The organism is Microbacterium sp. bgisy207, assembly GCF_965345035.1.
In the GTDB taxonomy this organism is placed as follows: Bacteria; Actinomycetota; Actinomycetes; order Actinomycetales; family Microbacteriaceae; genus Microbacterium.
On the sequence record NZ_CBDRMG010000002.1, the window covers coordinates 92,444 to 110,449 of the forward strand.

The 18,006-nt window shown below is 68.5% G+C and carries 16 protein-coding genes; 9 read left to right on the forward strand and 7 right to left on the reverse strand.

Annotation, left to right across the window (positions count from 1 at the left end; genetic code table 11):
* Positions 1 to 6 precede the first annotated feature (6 nt).
* Positions 7 to 825: an ABC transporter permease gene (locus ACSGC5_RS02090; RefSeq protein WP_434968950.1), complete on the forward strand. Its 819-nt coding sequence runs from the start codon at positions 7 to 9 to the stop codon at positions 823 to 825.
* Positions 822 to 1,937 (forward strand): sulfate/molybdate ABC transporter ATP-binding protein, encoded by a 1,116-nt coding sequence (locus tag ACSGC5_RS02095; protein WP_434968951.1) that lies wholly within the window; start codon positions 822 to 824, stop codon positions 1,935 to 1,937. The genes ACSGC5_RS02090 and ACSGC5_RS02095 overlap by 4 nt, the downstream gene beginning before the upstream one ends.
* Before the next feature lie 18 nt (positions 1,938 to 1,955).
* On the opposite strand, the gene cydB is transcribed toward ACSGC5_RS02095, so the two are convergent.
* The 3 genes from cydB to ACSGC5_RS02110 form a co-directional block, all read right to left on the reverse strand.
* The gene (gene cydB / locus ACSGC5_RS02100; RefSeq protein WP_363495584.1) at positions 1,956 to 2,987 is read right to left on the reverse strand and encodes a cytochrome d ubiquinol oxidase subunit II; all 1,032 of its coding nucleotides are present in this window, start codon (positions 2,985 to 2,987) and stop codon (positions 1,956 to 1,958) included.
* A 12-nt stretch (positions 2,988 to 2,999) separates the two neighbouring features.
* Entirely contained in the window at positions 3,000 to 4,442 is a 1,443-nt protein-coding gene (locus ACSGC5_RS02105) for a cytochrome ubiquinol oxidase subunit I (RefSeq protein WP_363495805.1), read from the reverse strand.
* A gap of 236 nt (positions 4,443 to 4,678) precedes the next feature.
* Positions 4,679 to 5,323, reverse strand: coding sequence for a helix-turn-helix transcriptional regulator (locus tag ACSGC5_RS02110; protein ID WP_434968952.1), 645 nt, complete (start codon positions 5,321 to 5,323; stop codon positions 4,679 to 4,681).
* An 89-nt stretch (positions 5,324 to 5,412) separates the two neighbouring features.
* On the opposite strand from ACSGC5_RS02110, the gene ACSGC5_RS02115 reads away from it, so the two are divergent.
* The 7 genes from ACSGC5_RS02115 to gnd all read left to right on the forward strand — a co-directional run bounded on the left by ACSGC5_RS02115 (position 5,413) and on the right by gnd (position 11,221).
* Positions 5,413 to 6,021, forward strand: a complete 609-nt coding sequence (locus ACSGC5_RS02115) for a hypothetical protein (RefSeq protein ID WP_434968953.1) — start codon at positions 5,413 to 5,415, stop codon at positions 6,019 to 6,021.
* 78 nt (positions 6,022 to 6,099) lie between these two features.
* Positions 6,100 to 6,774, forward strand: coding sequence for a copper resistance CopC family protein (locus ACSGC5_RS02120; RefSeq protein WP_434968954.1), 675 nt, complete (start codon positions 6,100 to 6,102; stop codon positions 6,772 to 6,774).
* Positions 6,775 to 6,785: 11 nt separating this feature from the next.
* Positions 6,786 to 7,340: a copper chaperone PCu(A)C gene (locus tag ACSGC5_RS02125; RefSeq protein ID WP_434968955.1), complete on the forward strand. Its 555-nt coding sequence runs from the start codon at positions 6,786 to 6,788 to the stop codon at positions 7,338 to 7,340.
* Positions 7,340 to 8,569 carry a Dyp-type peroxidase gene (locus ACSGC5_RS02130; protein WP_434968956.1) on the forward strand — a complete coding sequence of 410 codons (1,230 nt, stop codon included), beginning with the start codon at positions 7,340 to 7,342 and terminating at the stop codon, positions 8,567 to 8,569. The genes ACSGC5_RS02125 and ACSGC5_RS02130 overlap by 1 nt, the downstream gene beginning before the upstream one ends.
* Positions 8,570 to 8,639: 70 nt before the next feature.
* Entirely contained in the window at positions 8,640 to 8,990 is a 351-nt protein-coding gene (locus ACSGC5_RS02135) for a hypothetical protein (protein ID WP_434968957.1), read from the forward strand.
* Between the two features lie 6 nt (positions 8,991 to 8,996).
* Complete coding sequence (locus ACSGC5_RS02140) at positions 8,997 to 9,992, forward strand: TIGR00341 family protein (RefSeq protein ID WP_434968958.1); 996 nt, start codon at positions 8,997 to 8,999, stop codon at positions 9,990 to 9,992.
* Positions 9,993 to 10,162: 170 nt separating this feature from the next.
* A complete protein-coding gene (gene gnd / locus ACSGC5_RS02145; RefSeq protein ID WP_434968959.1) occupies positions 10,163 to 11,221 on the forward strand; it encodes a phosphogluconate dehydrogenase (NAD(+)-dependent, decarboxylating) in 1,059 nt (352 codons plus the stop codon).
* Here the strand turns inward: gnd and ACSGC5_RS02150 are convergent.
* Genes ACSGC5_RS02150 through ACSGC5_RS02165 form a run of 4 tightly spaced genes read right to left on the reverse strand, consistent with a single transcriptional unit; the run spans position 11,209 to position 17,950 of the window.
* Positions 11,209 to 12,615 (reverse strand): ATP-binding protein, encoded by a 1,407-nt coding sequence (locus tag ACSGC5_RS02150; RefSeq protein ID WP_434968960.1) that lies wholly within the window; start codon positions 12,613 to 12,615, stop codon positions 11,209 to 11,211. The two genes, gnd and ACSGC5_RS02150, sit on opposite strands and share 13 nt — an antisense overlap.
* Complete coding sequence (locus tag ACSGC5_RS02155; protein ID WP_434968961.1) at positions 12,587 to 13,282, reverse strand: response regulator transcription factor; 696 nt, start codon at positions 13,280 to 13,282, stop codon at positions 12,587 to 12,589. The genes ACSGC5_RS02150 and ACSGC5_RS02155 overlap by 29 nt, the downstream gene beginning before the upstream one ends.
* 4 nt (positions 13,283 to 13,286) lie before the next feature.
* Positions 13,287 to 15,194, reverse strand: a complete 1,908-nt coding sequence (locus ACSGC5_RS02160; protein WP_434968962.1) for a YhgE/Pip domain-containing protein — start codon at positions 15,192 to 15,194, stop codon at positions 13,287 to 13,289.
* On the reverse strand, positions 15,191 to 17,950 hold the full coding sequence (locus ACSGC5_RS02165) for an MMPL family transporter (RefSeq protein WP_434968963.1): 2,760 nt from the start codon (positions 17,948 to 17,950) through the stop codon (positions 15,191 to 15,193). Before ACSGC5_RS02165 ends, ACSGC5_RS02160 begins: the two co-directional genes overlap by 4 nt.
* Between the last annotated feature and the right edge of the window lie 56 nt (positions 17,951 to 18,006).

The following is an 18,006-nucleotide window of genomic DNA, read 5'->3' on the forward strand; positions in this document are numbered from 1 at the left end:
GGAAGCGTGGGCAGCTCGGACAGCGCATCGACACGATCCTGGCTCGCGCCACGGACTCTGCTGGTGCCCGCGGTCGTCGGACTCCTGTTCCTCCTGCTCCCCCTGGCTGCGCTGGTGGCGCGCGTGCAGTGGACGACGTTCTGGCACGACATCACCTCGCCGCAGGCGCTCTCGGCCCTCGCCCTCTCTCTGGGGACCGGCGCCGCGGCAACCGGGCTGTGCCTCGTGCTCGGGGTCCCCCTCGCGATCCTGATCGCCCGTTCGAGGTCCCGTGCCGCGGCGGCGATGCGGGCCCTCGTCACCATTCCGCTCGTGCTGCCTCCGATGGTGGGCGGTGTTGCGTTGCTGTACCTGTTCGGTCGAAACGGCTGGATCGGGGGCCCGCTGGCCGAGGCGGGCATCCCGCTGCCGTTCACCACACCGGCGGTCGTGATGGCTCAGACCTTTGTCGCGCTGCCCTTCCTCGTGCTCGCCGTCGAGGGAGCGCTGCGAACCACCGGTACCGCATTCGAGGAGACTGCCGCGGGACTCGGCGCCAGCCGGTGGACGATCCTGCGGCGCGTGACGTTGCCCCTTGCGGCCCCTGGCCTCGTCGCGGGCGTCGTCCTGAGCTTCGCGCGAGCGATCGGTGAGTTCGGTGCGACCGCATTGTTCGCCGGGAATGCTCCCGGCGTCACCCAGACGATGCCTCTTGCCATCTACACGGCGTTCAACGGGGCGGGGGTGGCGCCGTCGACCGCCGTCGCCCTCTCGGTGCTGCTGCTGGCGACCGCGCTCATCGTGCTCGTGCTGGTTCGCGGGTGGCGTGCGGGAGGTGTGCGATGACTGCGCACGGTGCGGTGGCCGCCGGGATCGTCGTCGACCGTGCCGGTTTCCGGCTGGATGTCGCCCTGGAGGTCGCGCCGGGGGAGCGGGTGGCTGTCATGGGGCCCAGCGGCGCCGGGAAATCGACGCTCCTGAGCACACTCGCCGGCTTCACGCGCCTGGATGCCGGCAGCATCCGTCTGGGCGCCCGCGCTCTTGCCGCGTCCGGTCGCCCCGCCCTGCACGTCGCCCCCATGGAGCGCGGTGCCGTGCTGCTAGGGCAGGACCCGCTGCTGTTTCCGCACCTCACAGTTGCGCAGAACATCGCGTTCGGCCTTCGAGCGCGGGGCCGATCGCGGCCGGCGGCCGCGGACGTGGCGCGCGCATGGCTCGATCGGGTGGGAATGGCCGGCCTCGGGGACCGCCGCCCTGCAGAGCTCTCCGGTGGTCAGCAGCAGCGCGTCGCGCTGGCACGCGCTCTCGTGATCGGCCCCGAGCTCGTGCTGCTCGATGAGCCGCTGTCATCGCTGGATGCCGAGACCGTGGCCGACATCCGCGCTCTGCTGGCCGAGCACCTGATCGGCACGACGATCCTCGTCACACACGACGCGGTCGACGCCGCCGCGCTCGCCGATCGGCTCGTGATCATCGAGGGAGGCCGCGTCACACAGGACGGCCCGGTGCGCGAGGTTCTGCAGTCACCGGCGACGGGCTTTGCGGCAGCGCTTGCGGGCGTCGTGCGCGTCGAGGGCACCGCGCGGGAAGGGGTGTGGCGGGCCGGGCCTATCCGAATCCCGGCGCCCGGGCTCCGGGGACCCGCGGCCGCGGTCTTCCGTCCTGACGCGGCGACGATCGAGCTTGTCGACCGCCCCTCGACTCCGGTCGCCGCCATCCGGGATGCGGAGGGCTCCCGTGCCGTGTCGTGGGTGGCCCGGATCGTCCGTCTGGACCAGGGGACGGGCTCGATACGGGTGCAGACCGACGCCGTCGGATCGCAGACCGCTGCGGCCGGGTCGGGCGTGCGGGTCGCGGTCGACGTGCCGTGGGATGCCTACGATCCTGCACGACTGAAGCCGGGGGCCGCCGTCCGTGTGACGGTGACCCCCGGCTCCGTGAGGTTTCTGCCCGGCTGACCCAACCCGGGCTCGTTCTCAGTGGTCGACGAGTTCGGCCTTCTCGATCCGCGAGCGCGTCACGCGCTTGCGGAACACCCAGTAGGTCCAGCCCTGGTAGGCAAGGACAAGGGGCAGGAAGATCAGCGCCGCCCACGACATGATCGTGAGGGTGTAGTCGGTGCTCGAGGCGTTCTCGATCGTCAGGCTGAACGCGACATCCGTCGACGAACGCATGACGTTCGGGAACATCGACATCCACAGTGTCAGCACGGCGAACGCGACGGTGAAGATTCCCGCTGTGAACGCCCAGCCCTCGCGCTCCTTCGTGTGGAAGAACATCGACAGCAGCAGGGCGACTGCTGCCAGGGCCGCAGCTGCGATCACAAGCGGCAGGAGCGGCGCTTCGTGAGCTGCAGCGATGAAGATCGTCCAGATGAGGAACGCTGCAGCGACCACAACGGTGATGAACCCGACCCGGGTCGCGAGGCGCTTGGCGTCCTGGTGCACCTGACCGTCGGTCTTGAGGCCGATGAAGTACAGGCCGTGCAGGAAGAGCACCAGCACGAGGGTGATCCCACCGAGCAGTCCGTACGGGTTGAGAAGCGTCAGCAGCGACCCGGTGTACTCGTGGTTCTCATCCAGCGGAACACCTTGCACGAGGTTGGCGACAGCGACCCCCCACAGCAGCGCCGGGAGCACCGACCCGATGACGATCATCGTGTCGAAGCCCTTCTTCCACCGCAGGCCCTCGCGCTGGTGCCGGTACTCGAACGAGACACCGCGCAGGATGAGGGCGAGCAGGATCAACAGCAGCGCCAGGTAGAACCCGCTGAACAGCGACGCGTACCACTCGGGGTAGGCCGCGAACAGGCAGGCGCCGGCGACGATGAGCCAGGTTTCGTTGAAGTCCCAGACGGGACCGATCGTGTTGATGATCTGACGCTTGCCGACCTCGTCCTTGCCGAGGAAGGGGAGCGACATTCCTACGCCGAAGTCGAAGCCGTCGAGCACGAAGTAGCCGACGAACAGAACTCCGACGATCCAGAACCAGAGGTATGCGAGATCCATGATGATCAGCTCCTAGTAGACCGTCGTCGGGGTATCTTCGCGGGAGGTCGGTTCGGCATCCGCGCTGCCCGGCTCGGGGAGCGGATCCGGTCCCTTGTGCACCGTCTTGAGGATCAGGCCGAACTCGACCACCGCAAGCGATGCGTAGATCGCGGTGAAAGCGACCAGCGAAATCAGTACCGACCAGCCGGGGACACTCGGTGAGACGCCGTCTTCGGTCAGCATCAGGCTGAACACGATCCACGGCTGACGCCCCATTTCGGTGAAGACCCAGCCGACGAGCGAGGCCACCAGCGCGATGGGAGCCGTCCAGATCGCGACGCTCCACGCCCACCGGGGCACCTCGCGCTTGGCGTTCTTGCGGGTCAGCCACAGGCCCACGATCGCGATGAAGGTCGCGAGGAAGCCGAGGCCCATCATCCAGCGGAACGACCAGTACGTGATCCACAGGACCGGGTTGAAGACGCCGTCCACCTGCGCGGCAAGGTCCGGCCACTGCGCGGCGTACTGCGCGTTCAGATCGTTGATGCCTTCGACGCATCCGTCGAGGGTGTGGGTCGACAGCAGCGACAGCAGGTAGGGCACCCGGATGGACCAGATCTCGCCAGTCCCATCGGGCGTTCCGATCGAGAAGATCGAGAAGGATGCGTCAGCACCACACGCCGAGTTGAACAGCGCTTCGGCGGCTGCCATCTTCATCGGCTGGGTGGAGACCATCACGAGTCCGAGCTGATCACCGGCCAGGAACGTCCCCGCGAAGGCGACGATCATGCCCCACAGGCCGAACTTCAGTGCCGGTCGCATCATCTCGATGTTGCGACCGCGAGCCAGGTGCCAGGCGGCCGCGGCGATCACGACACCCGACGAGAACATGAACGCGGCGAAGATCGTGTGGGGGAACGCCGCCAGAGCGATCGGGTTGAAGACGACCTCGAGGAAGTTGTTCATCTCCGCGCGGCTGCCGTCTTCGGCCATCTGGTAGCCGACCGGGTTCTGCATGAACGCGTTGGCCGCGATGATGATGTACGCCGACAGGAGCGCGCCGATCGAGGCGATCCAGATGGATGCCAGGTGCAGTCCCTTCGGGAGCTTGTCCCACCCGAAGATCCACAGGCCGATGAAGGTCGCCTCGAAGAAGAAGGCCATGAGTCCTTCGAAGGCCAGCGGTGCGCCGAAGACGTCACCGACGAATCGCGAGTAGGAAGACCAGTTCATCCCGAACTGGAATTCCTGCACGATGCCGGTCACGACGCCCATCGCGAAGTTGATCAGGAAGATCTTCCCGAAGAACCGGGTCAGGTGCAGCCACTTCAGGTTTCCGGTGCGATACCACGCGGTCTGGAAGATCGCGACGGTGACCGACATGCCCAGCGTCAGCGGCACGAACAGGAAGTGGTACAGCGTCGTGAGACCGAACTGCCATCGGGCTAGCAGCAGCGGATCGAGCAGATCCATGATCATTTCCCCCCACATCGAGGTTGTCTACTGGTGGTCACGCTACTCCCGGCGCCATCAGGTCGGATGAAAGTTGGGGCCGTGAATAAGCCCCACGGGGTTCCGCCTGCGGTCCGGTTGTGCAACATCGATCACCTCCGCCACGCCACGTGCCTGGCGCCATCACGGTACCGCGGCGGTCGGGGCGATCGGGGGGACCTTGGTCCATGTGCGCCGGCGAATCACTGCGCAGCTGATCAGCTCGCGACGAGTTCCGCGGTGCGCGACGCGCTCGCGGCAAGAAGCTTCACAACACAGCGTTCCGGATGCCGAGACGCTGCCATGCAGTCGACCCGCAGGGGGCCCCCGGCCTGGGAGAGCACGCTGTCCATCAACCCCAGGTGCACCGCGCACAGGGTCTCCCGGTCGCGCGCGCTAGCCGAGGCATGGGGGCACGGGGAGAGGTCAACGGTCAGAGTCGACTCATCGACGATTGGGTCGAATCCGGCATCCCCGAGGTCCTCCACCAGTGCGTCAAGTTGGTGGACGGCATCCGTCGGCAGGTCATCGACATCGGTCCACGGCATGACGCGACGCATGAGGTCGCCGCGGCGGGCGGCGGCCGCTGCTTTGTGGCGGGCGACGGGGCTGGTGGAGTCGCGGTCGCGCCCGGTAGCGGCTGAGTAAAGCACCCGCGGCCGTCCGCGCGTGGTGCGGTGCTCGGTCTCGGCGACGACGTAGCCGCCGTCGACCAGGCGCTGAAGGTGCTCACGGACGGTATTGGCGTGCAGGCCCGTCGCCTCGCAGAGCTCCGTCACGGTACGCTCGGGTCGCTCCTGCAGCAGAAAGAGGATGCGGACACGGGAGAAGCTCGAGATCGCACTGTAGGTGACGCGGGTCATAGCAGGATTATGAGTCGCGAATCCGGTCGCCCAACCGGGAATAAGGTCCCATGCGCGGCGGACGGCTCGATCTTTGCGACAATGGGTGCATGTCCCGATCGCGATCCACCCGCGTCATCCGCGCGTGGGTCGCCGCATCGATCGCGACATTCGTCGCCCTGTTCTGGCACGTCGCAGCGGGCGGGGCCATGCCTCACTGGCTGGGAATCGCGGTGCCGTGGGTGCTCTCACTTGCGGTGTGCACCGTCTTGGTGGGCCGAGCGCTTTCGCTGCTGCGGCTGAGCGTTGCGGTGGTCCTGAGTCAGCTCCTGTTCCACCTGCTGTTCGTGCTCGGCGCCGGGGGCGGTGCGACTGCTGCGACAGCCCCGACCGGGCACGTCCACGGCGTGCCTGCGCTCGATCTGTCGACGGGAGCCACGGCCACCACGACGGACCTGTCGATGTGGCTCGCACACGTTGTCGCTGCTGCACTGACGGTTGCGGCCCTCTACCGGGGTGAGCGGCTCGTCATCCGTCTCGGCGCCCTTGCCCGCCAGATCCTCGCGTGGATGCGCCGTCGCCTTCTCCTCGGCGAGGTCCAGCTTCCCGCGGTCGCTGAGCGACCCGGGCTCGTGTGTGCCCCGGCGGCACCGATGCGTTCGGCTCGCGTTGTCTCGTTTGTCCGCAGACGCGGCCCGCCCCTGTCTTTCGTGGTCTGACTCTCTGTCTCGACTCCCGCGGCCGCCGATTCGGCGCCGGGGGAGGCGCATCGACGTTCACTCACGAAAGGCGTTTTCATGTCGTTGTCTCTTCGCGCGCGCGCCGGAGCCGTCGCGGCGTCGGTCGCAGCGGCCACCATCGCGCTGTCTCTCGTAGCCGCGCCCGCTTGGGCGCACGACGAGCTCATCGAGAGCTCTCCGCAGCAGAACGAACAGCTGACGGTGGCCCCGACCAGCGTGGAACTCACGTTCTCAGCCGAGGTCATGCAGGTCGGAGCGGTTGTGAACGTTGTGGATGAGCGGGAAAAGGACGACCCAGAGGCAACGAACTGGGTCGCCGGCGATATCCAGATCGACTTCGACACCCTGACGGTGGCCCTCGACGAGGGGATGCCGAACGGGGCATATGAAGTTCGCTGGCGGGTCGTCTCGTCGGACGGGCATCCGATCGCCGGTCTCGTCCCCTTCACGGTGGATGATCCGGCGGCGGCATCCCCGGCGCAGACGACCGCACCGAGCGCTGTGAGTTCACCCACGCCGACAGCAGATCAGACCACCGGTGGTCCGTCCGATGACGCGACCACCGCGCCGCTGGACTCGGCGGCAGAGGACGGCGGCATCCCGCGCGCCGTTCTGATCGGCGCGATCGGGGCAGCATCTGCGCTCGCCCTGTTCGGGCTGGTCCTCTTCTTCCTTCGCGGCCGCGCCAGGCGCGCCCGCCGGGGCTCCGATGAGGAGCCCCCGAAGCCCTGAAAGGGAAACCTGTGAACACCCGTATTTCCACTCAAGTCGGCATCCTTCTGGTTGCAGCAGCACTCGGACTCGCCGGCTGCGCATCTGGCAGCACCAGCATCCCGGTTACGACCGAAGCCGACTCCGTCACCATCACGGATGCCTGGGTCAAGGCTGCCGACAGCGGCATGTCGGCGGCCTTCGGAGTCCTCGAGAACTCCGGCGAGACCGACGCCACGATCGTCTCGGTCAGCTCCGACGCGTCCTCGATGATGGAGCTGCACGAGGTCGTCGATGACGGCGCCGGCAGCATGGTCATGCAAGAAAAGGACGGCGGCTTCGTTGTTCCTGCCGGCGGCAGCCTGACGCTCGAGCCCGGCGGTTACCACTTCATGCTCATGGACCTCACTGCTCCGCTCGTGGCCGGAGAGGAAGCGACATTCACCGTCACGTTCGAAGACGGGTCGACGATGGAGTTCGTAGCACCGGTGAAGGACTTCACGGGCGCTAACGAGAACTACAACGACGGTGGCATGGACATGGGAGACGACCACTCCGGCATGGACATGGGCGGCGACGACCAGTAATGACTGCCGATCGGAATCCCTCCGATCGCCCCGGGTCGACCCGGCGACAGTTCCTCGTAGGGGGAGCTGTCGCCGGCGTCGGCGCGGCCGCGGCGATCGGCATCGACCTCGCCCTGACCTCCGGCACGGACGCGCCGGCACCCGCGGCATCCGGTTCGACTCCGCAAGACGGCGCCGAGATCGTTCCCTTTTACGGCGCCCACCAGGCGGGGATCGATACCGCGGCCCAGACCTACGGAACCTTTGTCGCACTCGACCTGCTACCGGAGGTGCAGCGCGAGGCTCAACGGCGCATGATGAAAGTCCTCACCGACGATGCGGCCCGTCTGACGCGTGGCGAGCCGGCGCTGGCCGACTCGGAGCCCGAACTGGCGGTCGCGCGGGCCCGTCTGACCGTCACCTTCGGGTTCGGCCCCGAGTTCGTCGCGCGGGCGGGAGGGGCTGGGCCGGCCTGGCTGAAGCCGCTTCCCGCGTTCTCGATCGACAGACTCGAGCCGGCCTACACCGGCGGTGACCTGCTCATCCAGATCGCGGCCGACGACCCCCTCGTCGTCGCACACGCGACCCGGATGCTGCTGAAGGACTCGCGCTCGTTCACGACGGTGCGCTGGGTGCAGCGAGGCTTCCGCCGCTCCGCGGGGGCCTATCCGGAGCGGAGCATGAGGAACCTCTTCGGGCAGGTCGATGGCACGGTGAACCCGGTGGCGGGAACGCCGGACTTCGACGCGGTCGTCTGGAGCTCGGAAGGATGGCTGGCGGGCGGAACAGGAATGGTCGTGCGCCGCATCCGGATGACCCTCGACACGTGGGACAAACTCGACAGGTCGGCGCGGGAGCAATCCGTGGGTCGGACGCTCTCGAACGGCGCGCCGCTGACGGGAACGCTCGAGACGGACGATCCGGACTTCGAGGCGCGCAACGCCCTGGGCTTCCCCGTGATCCCGGAGTTCTCGCACATTCGCCGCGCGCACAGCGGCAACCCGACCGAGCGGATCCTGCGCCGACCGTACAACTACGACGACGCCCCGCCCGAGGGTGCGCTGTCGGACTCGGGGCTCATCTTCGTCGCATTCCAGGCGGACATCGATGCCCAGTTCGTTCCGATGCAGCAGCGGCTTGCCGACCTCGACCTGCTCAACGAGTGGACGGTCCCGATCGGCTCCGCGGTGTTCGCCGTGCCACCGGGGTGTGCGGAGGGCGGCTTCGTGGGGGAGACTCTCCTCGCCTAGCGTCGCGCCCGCTACAGTGATGCCGACGGGACGGATGCCGCGCCGGGCGGCCGCCCCGCTGGGAGGAATCATGGCGGGTAGACGACCCTTCGGAGTCACCCTGGTGGCGATCATCGCCTGGGTCACGGGTGCGCTGCAGATCATCGCGGGAGTGCTCCTGATGATCGGTGGAGAGATCGCGTACGGCATCATCGCGATGCTCATCGGATTCATCACGATCCTCGTGAGCCTGGGACTGTTCGGAGGAAGCAACGGTGCCCGCATCCTGACCTCCGTCGTCTTCATCCTGAACATCGCCGGTTCGGTCTACCTCATGATCACCGAGCCCTCCCAGCTGTGGACTGCCGTGGGATCGGCGGTGCTGCCCCTGATCGGTCTGCTTCTGCTGTTCACCTCCCGAGCCAACAGCTTCTTCCGCTGAGCCGCCGTGTCGCGCCTCACGGAAGCGCTCATTCCGCCGTCGCAGCGGCTGTCGGCCGAGGAGTTGCATGACGCACTCAACCTCGGTGCAGGCGAGGTGGGTCGAAAGCGGTCGGCCTTCCTCATCATGCTCGTGCTCTCGGCGATCATCGCCGCGGCAGGCGTTCTCGGCGACTCGACGGCGACGGTCATCGGGGCCATGATCATCGCGCCGCTGGCGACGCCGATCCTGGGCATCGCGCTCGGCATCGTCGTCGGGCAGTTGCGTCTGGTTGTGACCTCGCTCCTCTGGGTCGCGATCGGCGTGGTCGTCGTGATCGCGATCGGTGCGATGTTCGCCGTGTTCGTCGCCGATCCGTCCGCGCTGGAGACCAACTCGCAGATCACCGGACGGACCTCGCCCGGGCTGCTCGATCTGGCAGCGGCGCTTGCGACCGGTACGGCCGGGGCCTTTGCGATGTCTCGGCGTGATCTCAGCACGGTACTGCCCGGTGTCGCGATCGCGATCTCACTCGTGCCGCCGCTGGGCGTCGTGGGGGTGTGCGCCGGCGTCGGTGAGTGGGATGCGGCGACGGGTGCGCTGTGGCTCTTCCTCTCGAACGTCGTCGCACTGATCATCGCCGGCAGCGTCGTGTTCACCCTCGCCGGCTATGCCCGCGAGCCGAGCTCGCTTCCGACCGCGCGTCGCCGCCGCGCCTACGTCATCGTGGGCATCGCCGCCGTGATCGTCGTGATCCCGCTCGCTTTCAACACGGCGGTCTCCTTCGCGCTGACCTCCTGGGGCCTGACGATCAGGAACGCCGCGCAGGAGTGGGTCAGCTCCGATCCTTCGGCATCCGTCGCCGGCGTCCACTGGGTCGGAGTCAACGCCACCATCGATGTCGTGACCGAGGACGGAGACATCCCGGACCCCGACGATCTGGCCGCCTCGCTCGATGGGCTGCCGGACTTCGTGGGGGTTTCGGTGCGGGTGCAGACCGAGGCGGAATACCCGATTCGCTGATCGGGAGCGCGAGATCCGGATGCGGGACGCCGCGCGGACGACGCCCGGTGCTGCCGCGATCAGGAGGGTCGGGAAAATCTCCGCTCACACGGCCCCGATGGCTCTCTAGACTTCCACTGAGGGCCGCAGCGACGGGCCAGGTCAACGCACCGATGAACAGGGGATCTCTCATGCAGCTCGGAATGGTCGGACTCGGACGAATGGGCGCGAACATCGTGCGCCGCCTCATGAAGGACGGGCACGAATGCGTCGTGTACGACGTCAACCCGGATGCCGTCGCAACGCTGGCGGGGGAGGGGGCGACCGGTGCCTCATCGTTCGCCGACATGGCGAGCAAGCTCGAGGCTCCGCGTGCAATCTGGCTCATGATCCCCGCAGGCCTGACCGGTGAGGTCGTCGACCAGGTCGCCGAGGTGCTCGAACCCGGTGACATCATCATCGACGGCGGCAACTCGAACTACCGCGACGACGTCCGCCGCGCCGCGAAGCTCAAGCCGAAGGGCATCCATTACGTGGATGCTGGCACCAGCGGTGGCGTGTTCGGCCTCGAGCGCGGCTACTGCCTCATGGTCGGCGGTCCGAACGAGGCGTTCGACCGCATCGAGCCGATCCTCAAGACCATCGCGCCGGGCAAGGGCGACATCGAGCGCACGCCCGGGCGCACCGGAGACTACGCGCCGGAGGAGCTCGGCTACCTGCACTGCGGTCCCTCGGGCGCCGGTCACTTCGTCAAGATGGTCCACAACGGCATCGAGTACGGGATCATGGCGGCGCTCGCGGAGGGGATGAACATCCTCAAGAACGCCGACGCGGGTGTGCGCGAAGCCGAGCACTCGGCAGAGATCGCGCCGCTGGAAGAGCCCGAGTTCTACCAGTTCACGATCGACACCCCGAAGGTCGCCGAGCTGTGGCGGCGCGGATCGGTGATCTCATCGTGGCTGCTGGATCTGACGGCGGCCGCGCTCGAGGAGAACCCGACGCTCGACGGACTGGCCGGTCGCGTGTCCGACTCCGGCGAGGGTCGCTGGACTGTCAAGGCTGCTGTTGACACCGGAGTTCCCGCTCCCGTGCTTTCGGCCGCACTGTTCGAGAGGTTCGCCTCTCGCGACGAGGACCACTACGCCAATCAGTTGTTGTCGGCGATGCGGCTGCAGTTCGGCGGACACCACGAGCTTCCCGCTGGAGACATGCTCGAAGCCGGCGCTCGCAAGGCCGATCAGGGAAGCTGAGCGTCCAGGGCGGGCAGGTTCGCCTCGAAGGTCGTGCCCTCACCGGGCGCGCTCGTGACCCGGAGGATGCCGCCGTGCGCGCTCACGAGCGCGTGAGCGATCGCCAATCCGAGCCCCGAGCCTGCCGCGTGCCGAGAGTTCTGGCCGCGCCAGAATCGTTCGAACACATGCGGAAGCTGGTCCGACGGGATGCCGGGGCCCGTGTCGTGCACCGTCAGGACGACCCGGTCGGCCACGACGGCGGCGCTCACGGTCACCTCGGCATCCGGCGGCGTGTGCTGCAGCGCATTGCCGACGAGGTTTCGCACGACCTGCGTGAGGCGCGGCTCGTCGCCGAGCACGGGGGCAGGCCCGGTGCCGAGGACGGTGATGCGCCGCTCCGGATGCAGCACGCGCGCATCGGCGACCACCTCGGCGACGACATCCGCGAGGTCGACCGGCGTGTTCTCGAGCGGACGCCCGGTGTCGGTGCGTGCGAGCAGGGACAGCTCGTCGGCCAAGAGCCGCATCCGTCCGAGCTGCCGCTCCACGCGGCTCATCGCCTCCGCCAGCGCGTCCGGATCGTTCAGGCCGCCCCGCAGGTATAGCTCGACCCAGCCGCTGGCCGTGGTCAGGGGCGTGCGCAGCTCGTGTGAGGCGTCAGCGACGAAGGAGCGCATGCGGTTCTCGGCATCCTCCTGGACGTCGAAGGCCAGGTTGACGGTGCTGGCCATACGCGCGATCGCGGGATCCTCACCGGCCTCGACGGGCAGGCGCAGCGTGCGGTCCCCTTCCGCAATGCGCTCGGCATGTTCGGCCATCGCGGTGAGCGGGCGCAGGCCGCGTCCGACCACGATCGCCGCCGCGACGATGAGGATGATGGTCGTCGCGAGGGAGGTCACCGACAGCGCGGTGATCAGCAGCACACCGTTCGCCTCGCGGTCGGCGGTGCGCACGACGAGCACGGCCGAGGTCACGGGAACCTCCGTGCCCTCCTCGCGGAACGAGACCGACAGTCCTGTCGTGTCGATCGTTTCGGCGAGATACCGACCGTCGATGTCGGTCGGTTCGTCGTCGGCGCGAGTCACGACGGTCGCGACGTCCTCCTCGGGGATGCCGGCAGCCGCGAGAACCGCCTGATCGGCCAGGAGGATGATCCCGAGCGAGTCGGCCGCGATCTGTTGGACCGTGTCCTCGGAGATGACGGCGCCGCCGGTGGCAGTGAGCCCCGCCGCCATCCGCTGTGCCGTGTTCTCCAGCTGAGCGAGGTCGCGCTGGCTCAGCAGTGGGAAGATCGCAAGCGACGCGACGACAGCGCCGCCCAGCACGACGGCGACCATGACGACGGCGAGGGTGAGGGTCAGTCGCGCTCGAATCGATCGCACCTCAGCGGCCCGCATCCGTGCGAAGGACATACCCGAAGCCGCGCACCGTCTCGATCAGCGGTTCACCGTGCGCGTCGAGCTTGCGACGCAGGCTCGAGATGAACCGCTCGACGACGTTCGCTTCGCCGCCGAAGTCGTACATCCAGACTTCCCGCAGGATCCGACTCTTCGACAAGACACGGTCGGGGTTGTCCATCAGCATGCGCAGGAGTCGGAACTCCGTCGGCGACAGGTCGATGCGTGCCCCGGCCCGCTCGACGAGATGGCGGTGCTCGTCCAGCACGAGGTCTGCCACGCGGATCGCGGCGTCCTCGGTCCCCGCCTCGCTCGCGACGGTGCGACGGAGGAGCGTCTCGATGCGGGCGACCACCTCGACGGCGCTGAAGGGCTTGGTGACATAGTCGTCGCCGCCCAGGCGCAGCCCGCGCACGCGGTCCTCGACGGCGTCGCGGGCGGAGAGGAACAGCACGGGGAGAGTCGCGTCGCGTCGGCGGATCAACTGCACGACCTCGAACCCGTCGACACCCGGCATCGTCACATCGAGCACGACCGCATCGGGCTGCGCCGAGGCGAGCGCCGCGATGGCATCGGCGCCGGTCGCTGCCTGAGTGACCTCGAAGCCGCTGAAGCGCAGCGTCGAGTCCAACATCGCGCGGATCTCGTCATCGTCGTCGACCACGAGGATGCGGGCGCTCATGTCGTCATCCTGCCACGGGCTGCACTGCGACAGCCCCGCCGGCGACCGTGATGGCGCTCCGGTGGCTGCCCGTGAGGGCTCGCCGGCGACGGATGCCCCACCTCACGCCCGCGGCGCCGAGGACGCTCCACACCAGCAGCACCGTGATGGCGCTGAGCGCCGAAGACCCGTCGGGGTCGCCGGCAAGACTTGCCGCCAGCGACGCGAACGCGGTCCCGGGAAGCAGCTGGTTGAGCGTCCCGAACACCGGGGGAGCGGTCTGCAGCGGAAGCACGGCGGAACTTGCAGCCTGGGCGGCGGTGAGGATGCCGAACCCGATGAGTCCCCACCGGCCCCAGGCAGCTTCGAGTGCCGAGAGCAGCAGGGCGAAGCATCCGGCTGCCAGAAGTGCGACGCCGGTGAAGCCCACCGCGGCGTTCAGCGGAAGACCGAACATCCCGATCACGCCCACGGTCACGAGAGCGTGGACGGCCGCGATCGCCAGTCGGGGGCGAAGCAGCAGCCCCGAGAGCCTGCCGGTGGAGGCCGGGGAATCCAGGGATGCGCGCGAGTACACGCGCCTGCCGGCAACGAGGGTGGCAAGCGACCCGAGCCACAGCACGAGCGCAGCGATGGTCGCGGCGAGCCATCCGTCCGCGGAGGTCGTCTCGTCTGTGGCGACAGTGACGGGGGTGGTGACGACCTCAGCCAGGGTCTCTGCGTCTTCCTCGGAGGTTACGGGCACCTGGGCTGCGCCCTCGGCGAGCCCCTCGGCCAGGCTCTCGGTGCCGCCCGCCAGTTCCGTCGCGGCGCCCGCGAGGGTGTAGGCCCCTGCTGCCAGCTGGGTGGCTCCCGAGGCGGCGGACGAGACGCCGTCCGCCGCCTGGGTCGCCCCGTCCGCGACCTGGGCGGCGCCATCGGCGAGCTGGGTCGCTCCCGTGGCAAGCTGCGAGGCTCCCGACGCGACGGATGCCGCCGCGCTCGCGGTGCCTGCAGCTCCGCTCGCGGTCTGCGCAGCTGAGCTCGCGAGGGTCGCAGCTGCCTGCGCGCTCGCTGACAGCGACGCGCAGAATTGCGGGGAACTCGACACGGCAGGGCAGCTCGCGGCAAGAGCCGTCATGCTCGACGACAGTTGCTGAGCGCCCCCGGCGACTCCCGACGCCGCTGCGCTGACGCTGCTCGAGCCTGACGACAGTTGAGACGCGCCGCCCGCCAGCTGACCGGCCGAGGACGCGAGAGTCGAGGATGCCGAGGCGATCTGCTCTGTCCCGGTGGCAAGTCCCTGGGTGCCGGTGGCAGCCTGCGAGAGACCGCTCGCCAGTTGTGCGCTCGAATCGGCGAGGGTCGCGGTGCCGTCGGCAAGCTGCCCCGCCCCGGAGGCGAGCTGCTCGGCGCCGTCGGCGGCGTCGGTCAGCGACTGCGCGACGCTGTTCATCCCGGTGATGGTCTGGGTGACGAAGGCGTCAGTGACCTGTGCTCCCAGCGCCTGGGTCGCGGCTTCCGTGACGGCCTGCGCCGCCAGCGCTCCGACGGCCGATGCCGCCGGATTGGTCTCGAGAGTCACCTCGGCGCTGACCGGCGCGTCGGTGCCTACCGACAGGACCGACTGCGAGAAGTCCTCGGGAATGGTCAGGACCGCGTAGTACTCGCCCGCGGCAAGGCCGGCGGCGGCATCCTCGGCGCTGGTGAGCGTCCAGCCGAGCCCGAACGTGTCATCCTCCGGGTGGACGAGCGCGCTGGACAGGGCCCGCCCGGCGGCCATCGGGGTGTCACCGGTGACGATCTCATCGTCGTTGACGATCGCCACCGGGACATCTCCCACGCGATCCGCGCGGTCGGTGACACTCCAGCTCAGGAGCGCTGCAGCTCCGAGCGGAATGACCAGTGCGGCGATGAGAAACAGGGTGAGGGCGCGGGGGCGTGACGCGCTCATGCGGGGGCTCCGATCGAGGCGAGAGGGGCGGATGCTGTCAGGGCTGCGGGTGCGACGGTGAACATGACGACCGTGGCGCCGGCGCTGCGAAGCGTCTCGGCGAGGCCTCGGTCATCGCATCCGGGAAGGAAGACGATCTGCGCTCCGCAGGCCAGGGCGACGGCGGCCGCGAGCTGTCGCCGAGCTGGCAACTCGAGGCGCGTGATCGGGATGTCTGTGGCGGGCGCCAGGTTCCTAGCACGCGCCAGGCGCGCAGCGCGGTCTTGCCGTCGTCCCCCGATGGTGTCGAGCGTCGCGGCGATGTAGTCGGCAACCGTCCCGTCGCGGGGGCTCACGTCATCGGCCGTCACGATAGCCGTCGCGCGACGAACCGTCTCTGCCCGCTCGGGAAGAACCTGACCGTTCACGGCGAGTGTTCCCGAGACCGGTCGGGTTCTGCCGGCGAGGACGTGCGCGAGGGTCATCTCATCGACGCCGTCAGGAACGGGGATGCTCGCTATCTCGTCGGTCCCGATCGCGAGGGTGAGGGGAGCGGCGCCGGGATCGACGATGAGCTCATGCGCGCTGATCGCCAGTGCGCTGCGTCCGCTCTCATCCAGCGCCACCTGACGCGCGAGGGCGTCCCCCTCGATGTCGACGGCGGGGAGGATGCGCTCCAGCCAGGCGGGCAGCCACCAGGCGCGATCGCCGAGCAACGTCATGACGGCGGGAACCAGCGTCATCCGCACCAGGAAGGCGTCGACGAACACGCCGACCGCCAGGCCGAACGCGATGGGTTTGATCGTCGCGCTTCCCGCAGGGATGAACGCCACGAACACCGCGATCATGATCAGCGCAGCTGCCGTGACCACGGGGGCGGAGTGCCTGAACCCGCTCATGACGGCCCCGCGGGCATCACGTGTGTGGCTGTAGTCCTCGCGCATCCGGCTCACGAGGAACATCTCGTAGTCCATCGCGAGGCCGAACAGGACGCCCATCACGAGGATCGGCAGGAAGCTCACGAGCGGGCCCGGAAGAGAGTCGCCGAGGATGGCGGGGAACCAGCCCCACTGGAAGACCGCGACGATCGCCCCGAACGCTGCGCCGACCGACAGGAGGAACCCGACGGTGGCCTTGATGGGCACCCAGATCGAACGGAAGACGATCATCAGCAGCACGATCGACAGCCCCGCAACGGTGAGGGCGAACGGCAGCAGGGCTGCGGCCAGACGCTCGGACGTGTCGATGTTGATGGCCGTGGTTCCGGTCACCCGAATGTCGCTGACCCCGTACTGCTCCTCCAGGCCCGGGGCGCGCTCGCGCAGCTCATGGACGAGATCCGTCGTGGCCGGATCGTTCTGCCCACCCTCGGGAATGACGCGCAGCAGTCCCGTGTCGGCGCCGGCATTCGGCGATGCGACCGGGACCGCCGATACCCCGGGGATCTGCGCGATCGCTGCTGACAGATCATCCATCGTCTCGACGGGGTCGGTGGACTCGAGGATGTCGACGGTCACGAGCAGGGGGGCGTTCCAGCCGGGGCCAAAGGTCTCGGCCACAGCATCGAAGTGATCGCGGCTGTCCGTACCGACCGGCTTGGTGCTGGCATCCGGCAGCGCGAGCGCCATCTGGGTTGCGGGCAGCGCGAGTGCGCCGACGCCGACAACGACGAGCACGATGGTCAGCGCGGGAACCCGGGTCACGATCCGCACCCATCGGCTCGAGAACCCGGTGCGCCCGCTCGGTGGCGGGGAGGCCGAACGCCGGCGAGCGCGCCGAGGGCGGGGGGTGAGTCGTGTGCCGGCGAGCAGCGCGAGTGCCGGTAGCAGCGTCAGGGCGACGAGCACGGCTGTTGCTACCGCGAGCGATCCGCCGAAGGCCATAACGGTGAGCACAGGGATCCCGACCACCGAGAGCCCCAGGAGCGAGACGATCACCGTGAGTCCCGCGAACACCACGGCACCGCCCGCGGTCCCCAGTGCGCGCGACATCGCCTCGCGCGGCTCGAGTCCGGCCGCCAGCTCCTGCCGATGCCTGGACAGGATGAACAGGGAGTAGTCGATCGCGACGGCCAGCCCCAGCATCGTCGAAAAGGACGGGGTCGCCGTCGATATATCGGCGACGTGGGACGCCAGGCCCAGGATGCTGATCGTCGCCCCCACGCCTGCGATGGCAGCCACGATCGGCATCCCTGCAGCCAGGAACGACCCGAACGTCACGAACAGGACCAGAAGCGCGACGACGATGCCGATGACCTCCGACAGGTGCGACATCTCGGGGTTACCTTCGCCGTAGGCGGAGCCTCCGATGGTCGAGGTCACGCCGGCTTCATCGACAATGGCTGCCTCGTACACGGCATCCAGTGCGTCGTCACTGGGCTTCTCGTCCTCGAACTGCACGGTCGCAAGCGCCGCATCGCCGTTCTCGTCGATCTGCAGACGGTCCATGCTGCTGACGTTCGCGACGCCGGGAATCGTCTCGATCTCGGCCAGGGTGTCTTCGATGACCGCCGTGGCACCGGCATCCTCAATGGACCCGGAATCCGTGCGGAAGAGCAGCTGCGCACTCGCGCCCGCCGCCGATGAGCCGAAGCGCTCCTCCAGGACGCTCTGCCCGACCTCCGACTCGGTGCCGGGAACGGAGAAGTTGTCGGCGTAGGCGGTTCCGGCGACGCGGCTGGCCCCGAGGAGGGCGAGAATGACGACCAGCCAGCCGATGATGACAAGCAGGCGGTGGCGGGCGACCAGGTGGCCGAGCCGGTGAAGGGCGAGTGACATGGGGGCCTTCCGGGGTGAGCGGATGCGATGGTCACTAGTCGATCTGGTCGACCTGA

Excerpts from the sequence above, each read along its gene's own strand:
- ACSGC5_RS02135 (WP_434968957.1), top strand. The coding sequence starts at position 8,640 with ATGGCGGGTAGACGACCCTTCGGAGTCACCCTGGTGGCGATCATCGCC.
- ACSGC5_RS02130 (WP_434968956.1), top strand. The coding sequence starts at position 7,340 with ATGACTGCCGATCGGAATCCCTCCGATCGCCCCGGGTCGACCCGGCGA.
- ACSGC5_RS02105 (WP_363495805.1), bottom strand. The coding sequence starts at position 4,442 with ATGGATCTGCTCGATCCGCTGCTGCTAGCCCGATGGCAGTTCGGTCTC.
- ACSGC5_RS02110 (WP_434968952.1), bottom strand. The coding sequence starts at position 5,323 with ATGACCCGCGTCACCTACAGTGCGATCTCGAGCTTCTCCCGTGTCCGC.
- ACSGC5_RS02165 (WP_434968963.1), bottom strand. The coding sequence starts at position 17,950 with ATGTCACTCGCCCTTCACCGGCTCGGCCACCTGGTCGCCCGCCACCGC.
- ACSGC5_RS02160 (WP_434968962.1), bottom strand. The coding sequence starts at position 15,194 with ATGAGCGCGTCACGCCCCCGCGCCCTCACCCTGTTTCTCATCGCCGCA.
- cydB (WP_363495584.1), bottom strand. The coding sequence starts at position 2,987 with ATGGATCTCGCATACCTCTGGTTCTGGATCGTCGGAGTTCTGTTCGTC.
- ACSGC5_RS02115 (WP_434968953.1), top strand. The coding sequence starts at position 5,413 with ATGTCCCGATCGCGATCCACCCGCGTCATCCGCGCGTGGGTCGCCGCA.
- ACSGC5_RS02120 (WP_434968954.1), top strand. The coding sequence starts at position 6,100 with ATGTCGTTGTCTCTTCGCGCGCGCGCCGGAGCCGTCGCGGCGTCGGTC.
- ACSGC5_RS02150 (WP_434968960.1), bottom strand. The coding sequence starts at position 12,615 with ATGTCCTTCGCACGGATGCGGGCCGCTGAGGTGCGATCGATTCGAGCG.
- gnd (WP_434968959.1), top strand. The coding sequence starts at position 10,163 with ATGCAGCTCGGAATGGTCGGACTCGGACGAATGGGCGCGAACATCGTG.
- ACSGC5_RS02155 (WP_434968961.1), bottom strand. The coding sequence starts at position 13,282 with ATGAGCGCCCGCATCCTCGTGGTCGACGACGATGACGAGATCCGCGCG.
- ACSGC5_RS02095 (WP_434968951.1), top strand. The coding sequence starts at position 822 with ATGACTGCGCACGGTGCGGTGGCCGCCGGGATCGTCGTCGACCGTGCC.